Annotated in this window: 16 protein-coding genes; 6 read left to right on the top strand and 10 right to left on the bottom strand. The window is 33.2% G+C overall.

Going from position 1 to position 18,501, the window contains the following annotated elements; genetic code table 11:
* Positions 1 to 2: 2 nt before the first annotated feature.
* Positions 3 to 473, top strand: coding sequence for an Lrp/AsnC ligand binding domain-containing protein (locus IM744_RS02360; protein ID WP_194506477.1), 471 nt, complete (start codon positions 3 to 5; stop codon positions 471 to 473).
* 73 nt (positions 474 to 546) lie between these two features.
* Here the strand turns inward: IM744_RS02360 and IM744_RS02355 are convergent, their stop codons facing one another.
* Both IM744_RS02355 and IM744_RS02350 read right to left on the bottom strand, forming a co-directional pair.
* Positions 547 to 3,627 carry a T9SS type A sorting domain-containing protein gene (locus tag IM744_RS02355; protein ID WP_194506476.1) on the bottom strand — a complete coding sequence of 1,027 codons (3,081 nt, stop codon included), beginning with the start codon at positions 3,625 to 3,627 and terminating at the stop codon, positions 547 to 549.
* A gap of 174 nt (positions 3,628 to 3,801) precedes the next feature.
* On the bottom strand, positions 3,802 to 4,329 hold the full coding sequence (locus IM744_RS02350) for a phage tail protein (protein WP_194506475.1): 528 nt from the start codon (positions 4,327 to 4,329) through the stop codon (positions 3,802 to 3,804).
* A gap of 179 nt (positions 4,330 to 4,508) precedes the next feature.
* Here IM744_RS02350 and IM744_RS02345 point away from each other — a divergent pair, with 179 nt between their 5' ends.
* The 3 genes from IM744_RS02345 (at position 4,509) to IM744_RS02335 (ending at position 7,078) form a co-directional block, all read left to right on the top strand.
* Positions 4,509 to 4,976 (top strand): hypothetical protein, encoded by a 468-nt coding sequence (locus tag IM744_RS02345; RefSeq protein ID WP_194506474.1) that lies wholly within the window; start codon positions 4,509 to 4,511, stop codon positions 4,974 to 4,976.
* A gap of 628 nt (positions 4,977 to 5,604) precedes the next feature.
* Positions 5,605 to 6,411: a sensor histidine kinase gene (locus tag IM744_RS02340; RefSeq protein ID WP_194506473.1), complete on the top strand. Its 807-nt coding sequence runs from the start codon at positions 5,605 to 5,607 to the stop codon at positions 6,409 to 6,411.
* Complete coding sequence (locus IM744_RS02335) at positions 6,401 to 7,078, top strand: response regulator transcription factor (RefSeq protein WP_194506472.1); 678 nt, start codon at positions 6,401 to 6,403, stop codon at positions 7,076 to 7,078. The genes IM744_RS02340 and IM744_RS02335 overlap by 11 nt, the downstream gene beginning before the upstream one ends.
* A gap of 72 nt (positions 7,079 to 7,150) precedes the next feature.
* Here the strand turns inward: IM744_RS02335 and IM744_RS02330 are convergent, their stop codons facing one another.
* The 6 genes from IM744_RS02330 to IM744_RS02305 form a co-directional block, all read right to left on the bottom strand.
* Entirely contained in the window at positions 7,151 to 7,876 is a 726-nt protein-coding gene (locus IM744_RS02330; RefSeq protein WP_194506471.1) for a Bax inhibitor-1/YccA family protein, read from the bottom strand.
* Between the two features lie 98 nt (positions 7,877 to 7,974).
* Positions 7,975 to 8,670, bottom strand: a complete 696-nt coding sequence (locus IM744_RS02325) for a zinc metallopeptidase (RefSeq protein WP_194506727.1) — start codon at positions 8,668 to 8,670, stop codon at positions 7,975 to 7,977.
* 98 nt (positions 8,671 to 8,768) lie between these two features.
* Entirely contained in the window at positions 8,769 to 9,854 is a 1,086-nt protein-coding gene (gene ald, locus IM744_RS02320; RefSeq protein ID WP_194506470.1) for an alanine dehydrogenase, read from the bottom strand.
* A gap of 218 nt (positions 9,855 to 10,072) precedes the next feature.
* A complete protein-coding gene (locus IM744_RS02315; protein WP_194506469.1) occupies positions 10,073 to 10,432 on the bottom strand; it encodes a hypothetical protein in 360 nt (119 codons plus the stop codon).
* Positions 10,432 to 10,731 carry a DUF6370 family protein gene (locus IM744_RS02310; RefSeq protein ID WP_194506468.1) on the bottom strand — a complete coding sequence of 100 codons (300 nt, stop codon included), beginning with the start codon at positions 10,729 to 10,731 and terminating at the stop codon, positions 10,432 to 10,434. The genes IM744_RS02315 and IM744_RS02310 overlap by 1 nt, the downstream gene beginning before the upstream one ends.
* Positions 10,732 to 10,737: 6 nt before the next feature.
* Positions 10,738 to 13,899, bottom strand: a complete 3,162-nt coding sequence (locus IM744_RS02305; protein ID WP_194506467.1) for a leucine--tRNA ligase — start codon at positions 13,897 to 13,899, stop codon at positions 10,738 to 10,740.
* Positions 13,900 to 14,134: 235 nt separating this feature from the next.
* Between IM744_RS02305 and IM744_RS02300 the strand changes: the two genes are divergently transcribed.
* Both IM744_RS02300 and IM744_RS02295 read left to right on the top strand, forming a co-directional pair.
* Positions 14,135 to 15,013, top strand: coding sequence for a cell division protein FtsX (locus IM744_RS02300; protein ID WP_194506466.1), 879 nt, complete (start codon positions 14,135 to 14,137; stop codon positions 15,011 to 15,013).
* Positions 15,014 to 15,253: 240 nt separating this feature from the next.
* A complete protein-coding gene (locus IM744_RS02295; protein ID WP_194506465.1) occupies positions 15,254 to 15,508 on the top strand; it encodes a DUF3098 domain-containing protein in 255 nt (84 codons plus the stop codon).
* 7 nt (positions 15,509 to 15,515) lie between these two features.
* Here the strand turns inward: IM744_RS02295 and IM744_RS02290 are convergent, their stop codons facing one another.
* Both IM744_RS02290 and IM744_RS02285 read right to left on the bottom strand, forming a co-directional pair.
* Positions 15,516 to 16,637 carry a glycerate kinase gene (locus IM744_RS02290; protein ID WP_194506464.1) on the bottom strand — a complete coding sequence of 374 codons (1,122 nt, stop codon included), beginning with the start codon at positions 16,635 to 16,637 and terminating at the stop codon, positions 15,516 to 15,518.
* Between the two features lie 5 nt (positions 16,638 to 16,642).
* Complete coding sequence (locus IM744_RS02285; RefSeq protein ID WP_194506463.1) at positions 16,643 to 18,289, bottom strand: sodium:solute symporter family transporter; 1,647 nt, start codon at positions 18,287 to 18,289, stop codon at positions 16,643 to 16,645.
* Positions 18,290 to 18,501: the final 212 nt, after the last annotated feature.

The following is an 18,501-nucleotide window of genomic DNA, read 5'->3' as shown; positions in this document are numbered from 1 at the left end:
AAATGAAAATAGTTAATCAAAACATACAAATAGACGGAATTGATAAAAAGATTCTTAGAGCTTTAATGGAAGATGCAAGAACACCTATTTTAGAAATTGCTAGAGGTGTAGGGATTTCTGGAGCAGCTATTCATCAACGACTTCGTAAATTAGAAAAATCTGGATTAATCTCAGGTTCTAAATTTGTCATCAACCCAAAAGTTTTAGGCTATACAACGATGGCTTTTATTGGAATTTATTTGGATAAAGCCATTAGTAATCCTGAAGCTGTAAAGCAATTACAAAAAATACCTGAAGTTTTAGAATGTCATTATACCACAGGTAACTGGAGTATTTTTTGTAAAATATTATGTAAAGACAATGAGCATTTAATGCATGTTTTAAATAGAGATATTCAATCTATAACTGGTGTATCGAGAACAGAAACTTTTATCTCATTGAATCAACAAATTGATAGGCAAATTAAGATTTAATTCAAATCAAAATTTAAAATAAAAAGGCAACCTTATTAAAGGTTGCCTTTTCTATTAAGAACTAAATTATGTTTTATTCTCTAATTATTCTAATCGTTTTAGTAGAGTTTCCAATTGTTACTTCAACAAAATAAGCACCAGCTTGTAACTGTGTCATATTTATACTTTTTGTTGTAGCGTTTGGTGTTTCTGTAATTACTAATTGTCCTAGTAAATTAAATACACGCACATTTTCAATTGTATGTTGAGCTTCTAATGTCAACTCGTTTTTAACTGGGTTTGGATAGTAGTTAAAAGCTTGGAAATTATCAATTTCCGAAGTCGATAATGTAGCATCTGTAACTGTGATATTAAATGTACCTTCAATTCTTCTATCTACTGGTTGAATGGGTATAAATACAACACCATCACTCCATACTCTAACGCTATAAATTGCATTTGGTGTTAAGCCTGTTATTGTTAGAACTTCTCCTCCATTACCACTAGAACAACCAATACTATCTACATCTAATTGCGTGCAATCTGTAGATGAATACACAGCAACATTTGCCTGATCTGAATTTCCAGTGATAACAGTTGTAACCGTTGCTTGTCCAGATACTGGTGCTTGGAAAGTGTACCAAACATCAGATTTAAAGTTAAATGACTCACAAGTAGTATCATCTACATTACCTGTAGAATCATCAGTTGCTCCTGCAGTCGTCTCTCCTGTTAAAGTAACACCTAAAGGAAGAGGTGTTGCATTTAAACATAAATCATTATCTGGTGCTACTACATTTGGAATACAAGCAACACTCATTTCATAGGCTCCATTATTTGAAGTATTACCTTCAATCATAATGTAATATGTAACATTAGGTTGAGCTGTAAATGTCACCTCAGATTGATTTCCTGGACAATTTGCAGAATCGTCGTTTCCTGCAATTTGGTTTGTTTGCGGACAATCATCATATACTCTAATAAATGTATCAAAATTTGAATTACATAAAGATAAAGTAACATCTTGTAAAACCGTATCTGTAAATGAGTAAAACACGTCATTAGAAGCATTGTTCCCACTATCTGTAGCATTCACAGTTGAACCTGTTACAGTATCTCCGCAATTTATTGCAATAGCGTCTGCGCATTCATCATTACAAGCTAAGTTGTATATAGTTCCTAAATCAACATCACATGTAGGATCTCCACCATGTTGTAATGTAAATGTCACTGGTGTACCTATTGGGTATGGTCCAATTCCAAATTGAGTTACACTTGTAATAGGAATTGAGTTTGATCCATCAAAAAGAACTGGACTACCATTACCTAAATCTGTTATATTAATAGCAACATAAAAAGTTCCTGTATCACAATCTTGAAATGGTGTATCCAAATTAGCTGTTCCTGCTGGAGACTCACAAGGTGGAGGACACGTATCTGTTATAGTACCTAAATCAACATCACACGCAACATCTTCTCCATGCTGTAAAGTAAAGTTAACTGGTGTTCCTGTTGGGTATGGACCTATATCTGTTTGACCTGTAGCTGTAATTGAGTATGATGTTGTTCCATCAAAAAGCACTGGGTTGCCACCACTTCCTAAATCTGTAACATCTAATTCTACAAAGAACTCTCCTTGAGTACAGTCTTGACTAGAAATAACCACTGTTGCAGCTGGTGCTACACAAGGTTGAGGAACATCAACTTTAATATTATGAAACCCAAAATCATTTAAATCATCTGAATCAGTTGGCACTATTTTAAAAGCGCTAATATCTGCTGCATTTGATGCATTGGTAATTGCAATTGCTCCTGAACCTAATGGGTATAAAGTATTAGGAGAAATTTCATTGTCATCTTGATTTAAGATAGAAATACTTCCTGCTTCAAAAGTGTCATAATCTATTCCTTTCAATGTGAAATTAGTTGGGTTTCCATTTCTTGTTATAGTTAGAACAAAAGGCTCAGTTGTATTTGCACCACCAGAACCAAGATAAAAAACTAAATCTCCTCCTCCCAAATCATCTAACGTCTCACTTCCTGAATGATCTACTGTTAATACATAGGTATCTCCATCTTTTATAAGAGTTTCTGTAATATTAGTAACATTATCTACTGCTGTATCAATGGTGAAAATTAGTTCTGAACAGGTATCTCCTACAATACCCAAATCAACATCACATGTGTTATCATTACCGTGTTGTAATGTGATTGCTATTGGTGTTCCTATTGGATAAGGACCTACAGTTGTAACACCTGTTGCGGTTACAGGAGTAGATGTTGTACCATCAAAAATCACTGGACTTCCACTTCCTAAACTTGTTACGTTGACATCGATTTGAAAAGTTTCTGCAGTACAATCCTGTGAGGTTAAAGTTGCTGTACCTGCTGGTGAAATGCAAGGTGGTGGACATGTGTCTGAAACAGTTCCTAAAACTACATCACAAGAAATATCATTACCATGTTGTAATGTAAAACTTACGGGAGTTCCTATTGGATAAGGACCTAAGTTGACAACTCCTGTTGAAACAACAGGTGTTGTTGTTGTACCATCAAAAATTGCTGGACTTCCTCCACCTAAATCGGTTACATTAACATTAACGAAAAAATCTCCTGAACCACAATCTTGACTTGCAAAAACTGCTGTTCCCGCTGGTGGCACACAAGCTTGTATCATATCAACATTAATGTTGTGAAATCCGAAATTATTAAATTCAGTAGTACCTCCAGGTAAAATTTTAAAAGCAGAAATATCTACAGCATTTACTGCATTTGTAATAGTAATAGCTCCAGCTCCTAATGCATACGCAGTATTAGCAGAAATCACTTGATCATCTTGATTAACAACTGAAATACTACCAGCTCCAAGTGTGTCATAATCTAATCCGTTTAAACTAAAATTAGCTGGAAATCCATTTCTGGTTATACTTAAAACATAGGGTTCTGTAACATTTGAACCACCAGAACCAAGATAAAAAACCAAATCTCCTCCTCCCAAATCATCTAGTGTTTCACTACCAGGATGATCTACTGTTAATACATAGATATCTCCACCGTTTACTATAGTTTCAGTAATGGTTACGTTATTATCCACAGCATCATCAATTGTAAAATTGATGTTTTGCGCAGAGCAAAATGAGGAGATTAATAAAAGTAAAATGTAAATTTTTTTCATAATATTCATTGTTTAATTAATAGCATAAGCTGTAAGACAATATTGTAAAATATTGATATTCAACAAATAGAACATCAATATGAGTTTTTAGATTTCTGAAGAAAAAATAAAATGTTATGTCTTAATATTAGTAGAGCATACAGCTTAAAGTACGCTCTACTTTATTATGTTATATTAACTTCTTGGCGGAAATAATCCTTCTAAAGCAATAATGTAATTTACAGCTGTGTAAGGCTGCATATTATTAATAGGCTGATTGCCTCCTGTATCTCCCATTAAAATAGCATCTGGGGCCATTTGAGCATTTGCACCTGTTGCATATATTCCTCCCTCTGCATTATAAGTACCTGCTGGATTAGTTCCAGGCGTAACTCCACGTGGTATAGGACTTACTGCTTGTAAAACTGCAGCGTGCTTGTGTGCTGGTAGTTGCCCTTCAACTAATATATTCGTAGCTGACCCTCCTTTTGCCCCTAATCTTACTGGTGGCAATCCAGGTCCAGCACCAGCATGTACTGGTACTCTACCTTGTAAATCTGGTAATCCAAAAGTTGTTCTACCATCTCCTCCATAGGTTGTTCCCAAAATTGAAAATAGTGCTTGATAACTAGAGATTGGCAATAATTGTCCGTTACATAACGCCCAACTTCTTGGTGCAAAATTCCCTCCAAACATGATAATTTGTCCGATGTACATTTCCATAATAGTCTAATTTTAAATTGATTAATAGGCTCCAAATATCAAATAAATGTTGTCAAAATTTAACCGCAAAATCACTTCAACTTAAAAACACGTAGAAATACCCGTTTTTTAAAACGATAACTTCTTTTTGAATCTAATTGAGTAGCTTTAATGATTATTAACCAATTAAACTTTATGACATGTCAAATCCAAGACCTTTACCTGTACTAATTAAAAATGCAAAAACATGGACAGATCTATGGCAAAAACAAAACTCAAAGCATTGCAAAGCCTTTTTAATTCCTGTAGATGACCTTTTAATATGCTTTGAAGAAATGGGATTAACTATTTCTACAGATGCTACAACAGGCGTTATTAGCGCTACTCCTTTTGGTTCTAAAGTGAGAGCTTATATTGCTATTGATCCCAAAGACACTTCTGAAACTAATGGCTATGGTGAGAAACTTTTAATAGTAGGAACAAAAAAAGTTGGCAATATTAATGAAGATATTGTTGAAGATCGACGCATAAAATCAAATGAAGAATATAGTAAAGTAGCTCCAACAAACTTACTAGGTGGCACTTTAATAGGAAGTGGTGTGTACGATTTCACAACGCCATGTCCTAATGATTGCGATCCAGGTAGTCCATTATTTCACAAACCATAATTATTTTTACTATTTGAATGAAATTAATAAGTTCCCTATTTACTTATTCAGGATTAATATTGATTATAACAAATACAGTACTATTTCTTATGAGCTATAGACAAAATAAAAAATCTATAGCTTATAAGTTATTTACTTTGTATTTAATCACTTCATTTATTATATCATTATCGGCTTTAATTCTTGCTAAAAAATATATTCCAAACTTACATCTGTCACATGCTTATTTTATAAGTCAGTTTATACTCTTATCTCTATTTTACAGATCATTATTCAAATCAGCTCAGAAAAAATATGTCATGATTACAATAGTGTTAGTTTGCTCAATATTGGCTTTTCAATATATGCTTAGGCCAAGTTTATTCTATACGTTTAATATATTTGAGATATTCATTACCTCTTTACCTATAGTTATTTACGCCATGATTCACCTTTATAATTCTTTAAATGGAACTAATAACTATTTAATAATTAATGCTGGTATTCTAGTATATATTACTTCCAGTACGCTTATATTTATTTTGGGAAATTATTTATCATCTATTGAGGGAAACATCCAGGTCAGTAGAAATATCTATTTGATAAATAAAATCCTATATTCTGTTTATTTATCTTTAATTCTAGTACAATGGAGAACCAGTTTTCGACCACTCAAGAGCAAATCATAGGTGCGCTTGTCTATGGAATTATTTTTGTTGTCCTTGTTACACTTGGACTTATTCTCTTTTTCTATTATTCAAGAAAAAAAATAATCGAAAAAGAAGTTGAAAAGGTTAACATCAAACTAGACCATCAAAAAAAGATTTTACAAACCACTATTAAAGTTCAAGAGAAAGAACGCAACCGTATTGCTCAAGATTTACATGATGCTATTAGCTCTAAATTGAATGTTGTGAGTTTAACAACTAACGTATTATTAGGTGATGAATCTATTAATAAAGAACAAAAAGAGGCACTCAATCATATTTTAGATATCACAACACGTACTTTAGAAAGTGCTCGTAAAATAGCACATGAGTTAATGCCTCCAATTCTAGATAAATTTGGATTAAAAGTAGCCTTAGAAGAATTGTTTGATGAGTTTACATCTAATACTTCTATTAAAATAAATCATCATATTGAATCGCTAGAGCATCTTGACAAAAACAATGAACTTCATGTGTTTAGAATAGCTCAAGAGCTTATAAATAATGCATTAAGACATGGCAAAGCTAATTTACTACAAATGGAATTAAAAAAAACCCAAGAAGGATTTGAGCTCGTTTTTAAAGATAATGGCGTAGGGTTTGATATTAACGAATACAAAAAAAAATCTGGAATAGGATTACAAAATATTAAGAGTAGAGTTGCTATTTTAAATGGACAACTTTTTGTTGAGAGCTCTAAAAATAAAGGAAGCATATTCACAATTAACTGTCACTCTTATGGATACTAAAATTACACTCGCAATTGCAGATGATGAATTACTATTTAGACAAGGTCTCATGTCTATTTTAAGTAAAGAAAAAAATCTAGACATACTATTTGATGCTGAAGATGGCAATGACCTCATGCAACAATTACGAGCTGCAAAACAATTACCAGAAATTGTCATCACAGACTTAAAAATGCCAGGACTTAATGGTGTAGAAACTACCAAATTGATTCGTAAGGAGTTTCCAGATATTAAGATTATTGCACTAACCAGTTACTTTAGTAAACCATTTATTATCAATATGATTTCTATTGGAGCTGTAGCGTATCTAGCAAAAAACAGCACACCTACACTCATGTTAACTACAATTAATGAAGTTGCAGATAAAGGTTTCTATTATGATGCACAAGTGATGAAATTTATTCACGAAGGTTTATTAAACAATAGCGATCAAGCTAAAAAATCAAACTTTGACATGACCTATTTCACTAAACGTGAAAAGGAAGTATTAGAGCTTATTTGTAAACAATTTACCACTAATGAAATTGGAGAAAAACTATTCATCAGCCCAAGAACCGTTGATGGTCATCGTAATAATTTGCTTTTAAAAACCGAATCTAAAAACCTTGCTGGTTTAGTGGTTTATGCAATTCAGAATAAACTAGTCAATCTCGAAGAGGAGTTATAGTCATAAAAAAAGCACCCTAAAAAAGGATGCTTTTGTATGTTATTTTTTCTTTGTTATTTTCTTCGGAAAAAATTAATCTCTTGACATAAAAATCGATAAGATGTACCAAAACAGTAACATCAACGATGCAAACAAACCTAAGGCTGCTGGGATATAATCTTCAGTAGTATATTTATTTACCAAGTTAGACGTTTGGTATAAAATTGAACCTCCTGCTAGTAAACACATTGCTACAGAGAACCATAATCCTAAGTTAAAACCAAATAATGAACCTGCAACGATTAAACCAATTGCAACAAAAAAACCAATGGTAAGTCCTGTTTTTAGAAAAGAAAAATCTTTTTTAGTGACAAACACAACAGCAGTCAATCCTGTAAATAAAGATAAAGTTACAATAGCAGCTTGATTTAGCATTTCTGGTCCAGAATCCATATAAAAGGCAGCAATATAAATTAGCGGAACAAAAATGAAGGCTTCAGCCAAGATGTACAATCCATAAGCCAAGTATTGTGTGTTTTTATTTGGTGATTTTAGGGCCATCTTTTCAGCATAATTGGTAGCAAACATAAATCCTCCAAGCATAATAAGCCAACGCCAACCTTGTGTCATTGTCATTGCAAAATTAACAATCATTTCGCTTTGCAATAGCAACCATTCAAATAAAATAAATACAAGTACACCTCCTGCAACGTGTGCATAGGTTTTTTTATAAAAAGCAGTACGATCTGCGACGTCTAATCTACCAATTAGCATTTTGTTATTCACATTCTCTAACTGATTATAATTTGAATTTTCCATAAGTTTAAAATAATTTAGGTGATACAAAGTAATAAAACAAAACCAAAGTACGCTTATAAAAAACGAACTTTGGTTTCTAGTGTTTTTCTTCGGAAATATTAATCGCGTCCTCCAAATACTTGCATTGCCCAATATAAAAGTGACGCTAATGCACCTATTGCAGCAACAAGATAAGTTCTGGCAGCCCATTTGAGTGCATCTTCAGAACCTGCATATTCTTCTGGAGTTAACATGTTTTTATTTTTCAACCAAGCCAATGCTCTGTTACTCGCATCATACTCAACTGGCAATGTGATAAAACTAAACAAAGTAGCAAATCCCATAAATACCAATCCAACGACAGAAATCCAATACCCTAAACCAATACCTGCAGCAGCTCCAAGAATTAAACCTCCAAAAACTAACCATTGGGACATCCCAGAAGTGATACTTACAATTGGTACTAAAGCAGATCTCATGCCTAAAGCACTATAAGCTTGCGCATGCTGTACTGCGTGACCGCACTCATGCGCTGCAACAGCTGCTGCAGCTGCATTACGTTGATTATAAACAGGTTCACTTAAATTAACTGTTTTATTTTTAGGGTTGTAATGATCTGTTAACTGTCCAGCAACCGAAATCACCTCAACATCTGTAATCCCATTATCTGCGAGCATTTTCTCAGCGATTTCTTGTCCGCTCATGCCATTTCGCAGTTGTATTTTAGAGTACTTAGCAAATTTTTGTTTTAATTGATTACTTACTAACCAGCTTACCAAACCAATGGCTCCAATTAGAATATAGTATCCCATCATTCCGTTCATAATTTTTAAAATTTATTATTACTACTAAGATAGCAAAAAGTAAGCCAATTTTTACAAAGGAAAATTTGTCAGTTCTATTGAAACTCTTATTACCAATTAAAAGCTTCGGCGATGCCTTCACAAACAATTTCTCCATTTAAAATATTAATTCCTTTAGCCAAAATAATATCCTCTTCACACGCTTTTTTCCAGCCTTTATTTGCTAATTTTAATACATATGGTAACGTTACATTGGTCAATGCCATTGTAGACGTATAAGGCACAGCACCTGGCATATTTGCAACACAATAATGAACAATATCATCAATAATATAGGTAGGATCTTCGTGTGTTGTAGGTTTAGTAGTTTCAAAACAGCCACCTTGATCTACTGCAACATCAACAATTACAGTTCCTGGACGCATAAGCTTCAACATATCTTTTGTGATCAATTTAGGAGCTTTAGCACCTTTTAAAAGCACACCTCCTATCACTAAATCATGAGTCTTAATATTTTTTCTAATATTATATTCACTTGAGAATTCTGTTGTGACATGGTTAGGCATGACGTCGTTAACATACCTGAGACGTTTCATGTTAATATCCATAATAGTCACATGAGCACCTAATCCAGCAGCCATTTTAGCAGCTTGAACACCAACAACTCCTGCTCCTAAAATTAAAACTTTTCCTGGAGGCACACCTGGAACACCTCCTAACAAAACACCTCGACCTTTAATTGGTTTTTCTAGATATTTTGCGCCTTGTTGAATTGCCATTCTTCCTGCAACTTCAGACATTGGTGTTAAAAGAGGCAAACTACCATCATCATCTTCAACAGTTTCATAAGCTATACAAATAGCATTGCTTTTCATCATTGCAAGTGTTAAATCTTCCGAAGATGCAAAATGAAAATAAGTAAATACGATTTGATTAGGCTTTATAAGTGGATACTCATAAGCAATAGGCTCTTTAACTTTAACAATCATATCGCTTTTAGCGTAAACCTCCTCTATGGTATCTACAATTATGGCGCTGACGTCCTTATAATCTTGGTCTGAAAAACCACTACCAAAACCTGCAGTAGATTGTACAAAAACGGTATGTTTATTTTTAGTGAGTTCATATACACCAGAAGGCGTCATACCTACTCTGCTTTCATTATTTTTAATTTCCTTTGGAATCCCAATAACCATAATATATCATATTAATTATAGCTTAAAATTACTTTGAAAACTTGAGTTCTTACTAGTCAAATCAGTTTCAAAATCTATTTTTGAGAATATATTGTTTTCACTTTATGTATTTTACGAAAACGTTATTTCAAATTCATTTTTTTGATGATTCTGAAATTAGAAACTACGAAGATTGTTTCTTTTTTTAATTCTCTTAGTCTTAAAAGTAAAGGTAAAGATTATTCGGAAGATTCAATGACTTGAACAGCATGACCTAATTTAAAATCAATAATTAAAATAGCATGTTTGGTTTGTGAGAAACTTGGTGGTCTTCCTAACCTATATGCGATATTATCTTTTCCGAAGAGATTGGTATCATAAGGTACTCCTAACAAGTCTATAATGTCTTCTTTAGATTTACCAATGAGCAAATCACTATCAATAATATCATCTGCCATTTTATAACGCATTGACCGGTTAGACCACCAACCTTTCTCGTTAAAACGCTCTTCAAAAATCCAAGTAAAAAAAGCACCAGCTATAAATGCAGCAAAGAAAAATAAAACAACCTTATCGTATTTCTTTGGTGCAAATCGCATTAATCTTTAAGTGTTATGGTGTTTACTTTAAAACGGTCATCAATAATTTCTCCAGAAACCTCAGCAGTTCTAATCACTTCGCAAAACCCAGAGTCTTTATCATGAGCGTCACCAAAATCATCTATATCTGCGCCATCTACAAAATAAGCTTTGTCGTCAATTCGTACTGCTAAATCGCAACCGTCTTGTGTTGTTAAACCAAATTGACATTGACCGCAGGATAGTTCAACCGTTTCTGTTTCGGTATTTGCGCAAGCAATGCTTAAAACGAGACTTAAAATAAATACAACTTTCTTCATAATTAATTATCCTACAATATTCACAATCTTACCAGGAACAATAATCACTTTTTTAGGTGTACGACCATCTAATTGAGCGATTGTTTTTTCATGAGCCATGACTGTTTTTTCAATATCCTCTTTACTCATGTCCATTGGTAACTCTAACGTAAAACGCATTTTACCATTAAATGAGATTGGATAATTTTTACTACTCTCAACCAAATATTTTTCTTCAAACTTCGGAAATGTTGCAGTTGAGATAGATTCGTCATGACCAAGTCTATTCCATAATTCTTCAGCAATATGCGGAGCGTAAGGCGATAATAATACCAAGAATGGTTCTAGAATGGCTTTACTTGTACATTTTTGAGCAGTGAACTCATTGGATGCAATCATAAATGTAGAAACCGATGTATTGAACGAGAAGTTCTCGATATCTTCTTCTACTTTTTTGATGGTTTTATGTAAGGTCTTTAAATTGTCTGCTGTTGGCTCTGCATCATTAACTTTTAAACCATTGTCATCAACATAGAGTTTCCATAGTTTTTTAAGAAAACCGTGAACACCTGTGATTCCTGCAGTATTCCAAGGTTTTGCTTGCTCTAAAGGTCCTAAAAACATTTCGTAAAGACGAAGGCTGTCTGCTCCATATTGTTCGCAAATCGCATCTGGATTTACGACGTTGTATTTGGACTTGGACATTTTTTCGACTTCTCGACCTACTTTATACACATCGTTATCGCTTTCAATTATTTCTCCATTTTCCCCAATGAAAATTGCATCTTTGAAATCTTCTCCAAACTCTCCATCATTTTTTAGTCCTTCAAGATCTAATTCATCTGATGCATTAACATATTGAACTTTTACGTGTAATTTATTTATGTTTGAAGCATGAATATTAATACCTAAAAGTGAGCTATCATTTTTCTTTAGTAATTCAATTTTCTCTAAAACTTCTTTAGTTTTATATTCATTTATATATTTTTCTTTGAAAAACTCATCAAACTCAATTAGAGATTTTCCTTTAGATATATTTTCGGACACATATATTGATGGTAAAATACTACTAATCTCTTCAATATATTTTTCTTGTTTTTCGTTATCTCCTGGTTGATACGAACCCAAAGAACTCACACTTAATTTCACTCTATATACAAAAGCACTAGTCCCAAGTATCATCCCTTGGTTAATCAATTTCTTAAAAGGCTCGTCAACATTAACAAAACCGCGATCTTTCATAAACTTTACCCAAAAACGTGAGTAGAGTAAATGTCCTGTGGCATGCTCGCTACCTCCAATATATAAATCGACGTTTTCCCAATAGTTGAGAGCGTCTTCACTTGCGAAAGCCTCACCTCTATTGGCAGCATCTTCCATGTATCTAAAGAAATACCATGAGCTTCCTGCCCAACCTGGCATGGTGTTGAGTTCTAGAGGGTAGATTCCGTTATCATTAGTGGATTCCGCATCAAGTGCGGAATGACAAAGCTCATTACTTACAACAGAGTTAATGTTTGTGTCCCAAGACCAATGAGTTGCACGACCTAAAGGTGGCTCACCTTCTTCGGTTGGGAGATATTTTTCAACCTCTGGCAAACGAATTGGCAAATGCTCTTTGTCAATCATTTGTGGCATCCCATTGACATAATACACAGGAAATGGTTCTCCCCAATATCGTTGTCTAGAAAATACTGCATCACGCAATCTATAGTTGGTTTTACCTTCGCCTTGACCTATTTGCTCCAATTCATAGATGGCACGCTTAGTTGCTTTTTTATAATTCATCCCATTAAGGAAATCACTATTTGCAATTTTTACGTTGTCTTTTGCTCCATATGCTTCTTCGGAAATATCTACACCTTCAAATATATTAGGAATAGAAATATTGAAATGGGTTGCAAAATCATAATCTCGTTGATCACCACATGGCACACTCATTACTGCTCCTGTTCCGTATCCAGCCAACACATAATCACCAATCCAGATTGGAAGTGGTTCTTTTGTAAATGGATGCTCTGCATAAGCGCCTGTGAATGCTCCCGAAATGGTTTTGACATCTGCCATACGATCACGCTCACTACGTTTAGCTGTAGCTGTTATGTAGGCTTCAACTTCTGCTTTTTGATCTGCGGTTGTTATTTTAGAAACGAGTTCGTGTTCTGGAGCTAGTGTCATAAAACTCACACCAAAAATGGTGTCAGGACGCGTAGTAAATACTTCAATCTTATGAGGATGGGATTCCGAAACAAGTTCGGAATGACGTTGCGTTTCGTCATGCTGAACTTGTTTCAGCATCTCACTTGTCATTTTTACATTAAAAGTCACACTTGCTCCAACCGATTTTCCAATCCAGTTACGTTGACTTTCTTTTAATGAATCTGTCCAATCTATAGTATCTAATCCTTGAAGCAAACGTTCTGCATAAGCAGAAATTCTCATACTCCATTGCGTCATTTTCTTACGCATCACAGGATGACCTCCACGTTCTGAAACGCCATTGACAATTTCATCGTTTGCTAAAACGGTTCCTAATGCTGGGCACCAATTGACTTCCGTTTCTGCTAAATAGGTTAATCTGTATTTTAATAAGATGTTTTGATGTGCTTCAGAAGCGAAATTATTCCATTCTTCCGAAGAAAAAATGGTGATATCATCGTCACAATCTGCGTTTATGTTTGCATTACCTTCCGAAGAAAACTTTGAAATTAACGTATCAATAGATTCTGCTTGGTTGGTATCGTTGTTGTACCAAGATTCAAAAAGCTGAATAAAAATCCATTGCGTCCATTTGTAATATTCTGGATTTGAAGTACGCACTTCTCTACTCCAATCAAATGAAAAACCGATTTGGTCTAATTGACGACGGTAGGTTTTTATATTAGTCTCTGTAGTGACTGCTGGATGTTGACCTGTTTGAATGGCATATTGCTCTGCAGGCAAACCAAAACTATCATAGCCTTGAGGATGTAAAACATTAAAACCTTTATGACGTTTGTAGCGTGCATAAATATCACTTGCAATATAACCTAACGGATGACCAACGTGTAAGCCTGCACCACTTGGATAAGGGAACATGTCTAATACATAATATTTGGGTTTATCGCTTGTATTTGAAGCTTTAAATGTTTTGTTGTCTGCCCAATATTTTTGCCACTTGGCTTCTATCTCGTTAAAATGATAACTCATGGTATGATTGCAAATTTAGACCGCAAATTTAAAGGTATTACAACACAATTGAAAGTTTAAACGTTGTAATTGTATATTTAAATTTCACTCGTTGAGGTTGTTAAAATTTACACTATTTTTAAAGAGATTCTCGTTAACATGAGAAAGACAATTATCATGAAATTAAAAGACTTAAATCTTTTGAAGTATTTGTTCATATTCTTTTATATTTTTACAGCATTAATCTCTATCTTTTATGGCATCATCTTTTGATCAATATCAAAAACGCAAATTAATTTCTTCATACTTCTCTGTAGTGATAAGTATTGCATTGGTCTTGTTTTTATTGGGATGTTTGGGATTGTTAGTGCTTAATGCCAAAAAATTAGCCGACCATTTTAGAGAACAAGTTGTTGTTACTATATACTTGAATGATTCTGCTAAAGAGGTTGAAGTGAACCAGCTTCAAAAAAGTTTAGCCATGGCAGATTACACTAAAGAGGCTAAATATGTATCTAAAGAAGAGGCTGCTCAAATTGTAAAGTCTGATATTGGTGAAGATTTTATGGAGTTTCTAGGTACTAACCCACTGCAAAATTCTATTGATATTTATCTCAAAGCAGATTATGTTACCAACGAAACTTTAGATGGCATCACTGCCGAGTTATCTAACAAAGCTTTTATTGAAGATATCAAATACGATAATGATTTGGTTGAAATCATGAATAATAACGTTAAAAAAATCACTTTTTGGGTTTTGATACTAAGTGCTGTATTTACCTTAATTGCTGTATTATTAATTAATAGCTCAATACGATTAGCTGTTTATTCTAAACGTTTTATCATTAAAACGATGCAAATGGTTGGAGCTACCAAACGTTTTATTAGAAAGCCATTTGTATCTAAAAGTATTCAATTAGGAATTATTGGAGCCATCGTAGCATTACTAGGAATGAGTGTTGTTTTATATTATTTGAACAAAACATTCCCACAACTAGAATTGATACAGCAACCTATCTTAATTGGCGCTTTATTTGCTGGTGTTTTTCTACTTGGAATTCTTATCACTTGGATAAGTACTTTTATTGCGACACAGCGTTTCTTAAATTTAAAGACAGATCAACTGTATTATTAATTCCTTTTTATAACGGAAAACCCAAGAAAAAGGCATCCATAAAAATTTAGATTCTCTTAACGCAAAAGTTTTAAATAAAACTGTTACTTTGCACATACCAAAATTATTTTACGGTACCTCATAACATTTTGTACAACTAGCAATTAGAGGCGAGATTATTTTACAGAATTCTTCTCTAAAGGTATGCAACAAAGCTAAAACTAGGTAGTACAAAGTATAAGAGAGGATTAATATGATATCATGGGAGAACAGAAACGTAACGACATATCTAAAGGCGAATTTATCTTCGGAAAAAAGAACTACAAATTCATGCTCATTGGTTTAGCATCTATTGTGATAGGTTTTATTATAATGTCTGGTGGCGGAAGTGATGACCCTAATGTTTTTGACCCATCAATCTTTAGTTGGACACGTATTAGATTAGCTCCAACTCTTGTATTATTAGGTTTCGGAATCCAAGTGTATGCGATCTTATTAAATCCTAATAAAAAGTAAACTCTATTTAGAGCTCATTAGCAAACTTTTTTGCCATCTCTTTTACATAATGAATACTGTTCTGCATTGCATCCTCCATGCTCTTTGAATAATTCATTACAGTATCAACATAATCAATTCCAAAATTTTTAGTAGCAGTTTCACTTAAATCAGATTTACCACAAAGGGCAGCTACTTTAATTTGTTTTTCTTTAGCTGAAGCCACAACACCTTTTATGGTTTTACCAGAAAAAGTTTGTTGGTCAAGACTACCTTCACCAGTTATAACCCAATCTGAATTTTCAATTTTAGAATCAAAATTTGCGAGTTTTTTTATAAGTTCAATCCCTGGTTGTAGCAGACCATTTAAAAATAGTTTTGAAGCAATTCCCATTCCTCCTGCTGCACCTGCTCCATTAATAGATTGCGGATTAACTTGAAACGTTTTATAAAGTACTTTAGAGAAATCCTCTAAACCTTTATCTAAGTGTTTAACATCCTCATCTGTCGCTCCTTTTTGTCGAGCATAGATATAAGCAGCACCTACTTTTCCATACAAAGGATTAGAAACATCACATGCGATATTAAAATTAATATTTTTAAGTTCAGGGTTTACTTTACTATCATCAACAGTGACTATTTTGGATAAATTTTTTCCTATTGGTTTAACATCTTTACCATATGAATCTAAAAATCTGTAACCTAAAGCATTAGCCATACCAATTCCGCAGTCATTAGTTGCGCTACCTCCAATACCTAAAATAATTGTTTTTGCTCCTTTTATAATGGCATCTGCAATCATTTCGCCAGTACCATAAGTTGTAGCATTAATACAATCAAATTCTTCTTTTTTTAGAAGTTTAACGCCAGAAGCTTCAGCCATCTCAATGAATGCAGTTTTGGAAGTTTCAGAATATAAGTAAGACGCAAGGACTGGTTTAAAAAAAGGATTATTTACCTCAACACTAATTACCTTTCCTTTTAGATAATAATTGACCACATCAATAGTACCATCTCCTCCATCAGCTAGAGGCAACTTCACAATTTCAACATCAGTCCGTATGGTTTTTATACCTGCTTCAACAACATCACAAAACTCTATTCCGGTTAGGGAATTTTTAAATTTGTCGGGTGCTAATACTATTTTCATTTAGTTTAACTTAAAATGGATGGAAGGAAATAACTAAATATTAAAATAAAGATAAAAAATGCTACAAGAATGTAAACTTCTTTTATCATGAAGTCCTCTTTCTTAATCGTTACATTAAAATTAGAAATACTTTTTATTTTTGTTTTACTTGTCAATGCACTCACAGTATATGCAACTACTAAAGCTATTATGACACCTGTGAAATTAAGCCAAATCCAGAAAATATTAAACCCTAAATCGATATGAAATAACTCTTGAATCGTTTTTGAAAATATGAGATTAATTAATACTGCTGAAATAATACCAGCATTCATTCCAATATGATTTACTTTTTTTGAAAAGAATGCTAAAAAGAAAGTCACTAAAACTGGTCCATAAAATACCGAACCAATAGCATTAATAATTTCTATCACAGCACTTTTACTACCTCCAAAAAGAAAGGCAGCTCCAATACAAACAAGTCCCCAAAACACAACGGAACCTTTAGAAATAAGCATGTACTTCTTGTTACTCAATTTTACTTTACCACGATTAAAAAAGTCTTCAACAGTTACTGCAGATAATGAATTCACTGTAGAACTTAAAGAGGACATGGCTGCTGATAAAATACCAACCATTAATACACCTATTAGACCATGAGGTAAATATTTCATGATGAAAACAGGTACCATCAAATCTGCTTTAACTCCATGAGTTGCATATTCCTCTGGAAAATATTTTTGAGTAGTCGTAGCTATTTCTTCAAGGAAATCTGGTGCTACTGTTATTAATCCACCAATAACAAGTCCCATAATGCAATAAATTAAAACCACTGGAAATCTTAAAAGACCATTAGCTAGTAAAAGAGTTCTAATCGTTTTTTCATCCTTAGCAGACAACATCCTTTGTGCTTGTGTTTGATCGCAACCATAATACGAAGCATAAAGAAAAAATCCACCAACAATCATTGGTAGTAAGCCATATTCGTTTCCTTCTCCAATTCCTAAATTATAGTCTATTACTTTTAAACGTTCTGGATCAAAACCAGCTTCTAAACCACCATGGTCTTGCAGAAGACTCCATCCAAAATACAAGCAAATAATTAATCCTGCGAATAATATGATCATCTGTATAGCATCACCCCAAACAACAGCTTTCATACCACCTTGCCATGAATAAATTATAGTTATTACACTAATAATTAAAATGGTGTATACAAAATCTATATCTAAAACAGCTTGAAGAATAATCGCTATAGTGTAGACCATAACACCAGTTCCTAAAGCCCTACTAATTTGAAAAACAACACTTAAAATCAACCTTGTTGATGTACTAAATCGTTTTTCTACAAATTCATAAATACTTACTACACCTGATTTAAATAAAGGCGGAATAATAACAATCATAATAAAGATCATCGCCAACGGAACAGCAAACTCAAAAGTTAACCATTTCATACCTCCATTTAATTTTAAACCTACAAAAGCTGGAGCAGATATAAAACTTATGGCTGATAACTGTGTTGCCATTGTAGATAGACTTAATGGAAACCAACTCATACTTTTTCCACCCAAAAAATAATCTTTTGAGTCTTTATTATCCTTAAAGAAAAAACCCATTCCTAAAAAGAAAATTATGTAAAATATAATAATACTATAGTCTAGCCAATTCATAATTTATGAGTTTAATCTTTATTAGTTAGTTAAAGTTTTAATTCTGAATTAACGGTATCTTTCCATTTACTTTTTTAATATAGTAATTAATAGAACATCAGTTATCCTGTTACCTATTATTGCTGGAAAACTGTTTCTTATATTATACAACCTACACGGTTCATTATTTCTACATTAAACGCGTTATCAACAAAAGAACTTAAAGAATAATC

Source organism: Psychroserpens luteus, from assembly GCF_015319355.1.
Classification (GTDB): Bacteria; Bacteroidota; Bacteroidia; order Flavobacteriales; family Flavobacteriaceae; genus Psychroserpens; species Psychroserpens luteus.
The sequence above is the reverse complement of the archived record's forward strand: the minus strand, read 5'-3'. Positions and strand labels throughout refer to the sequence as shown.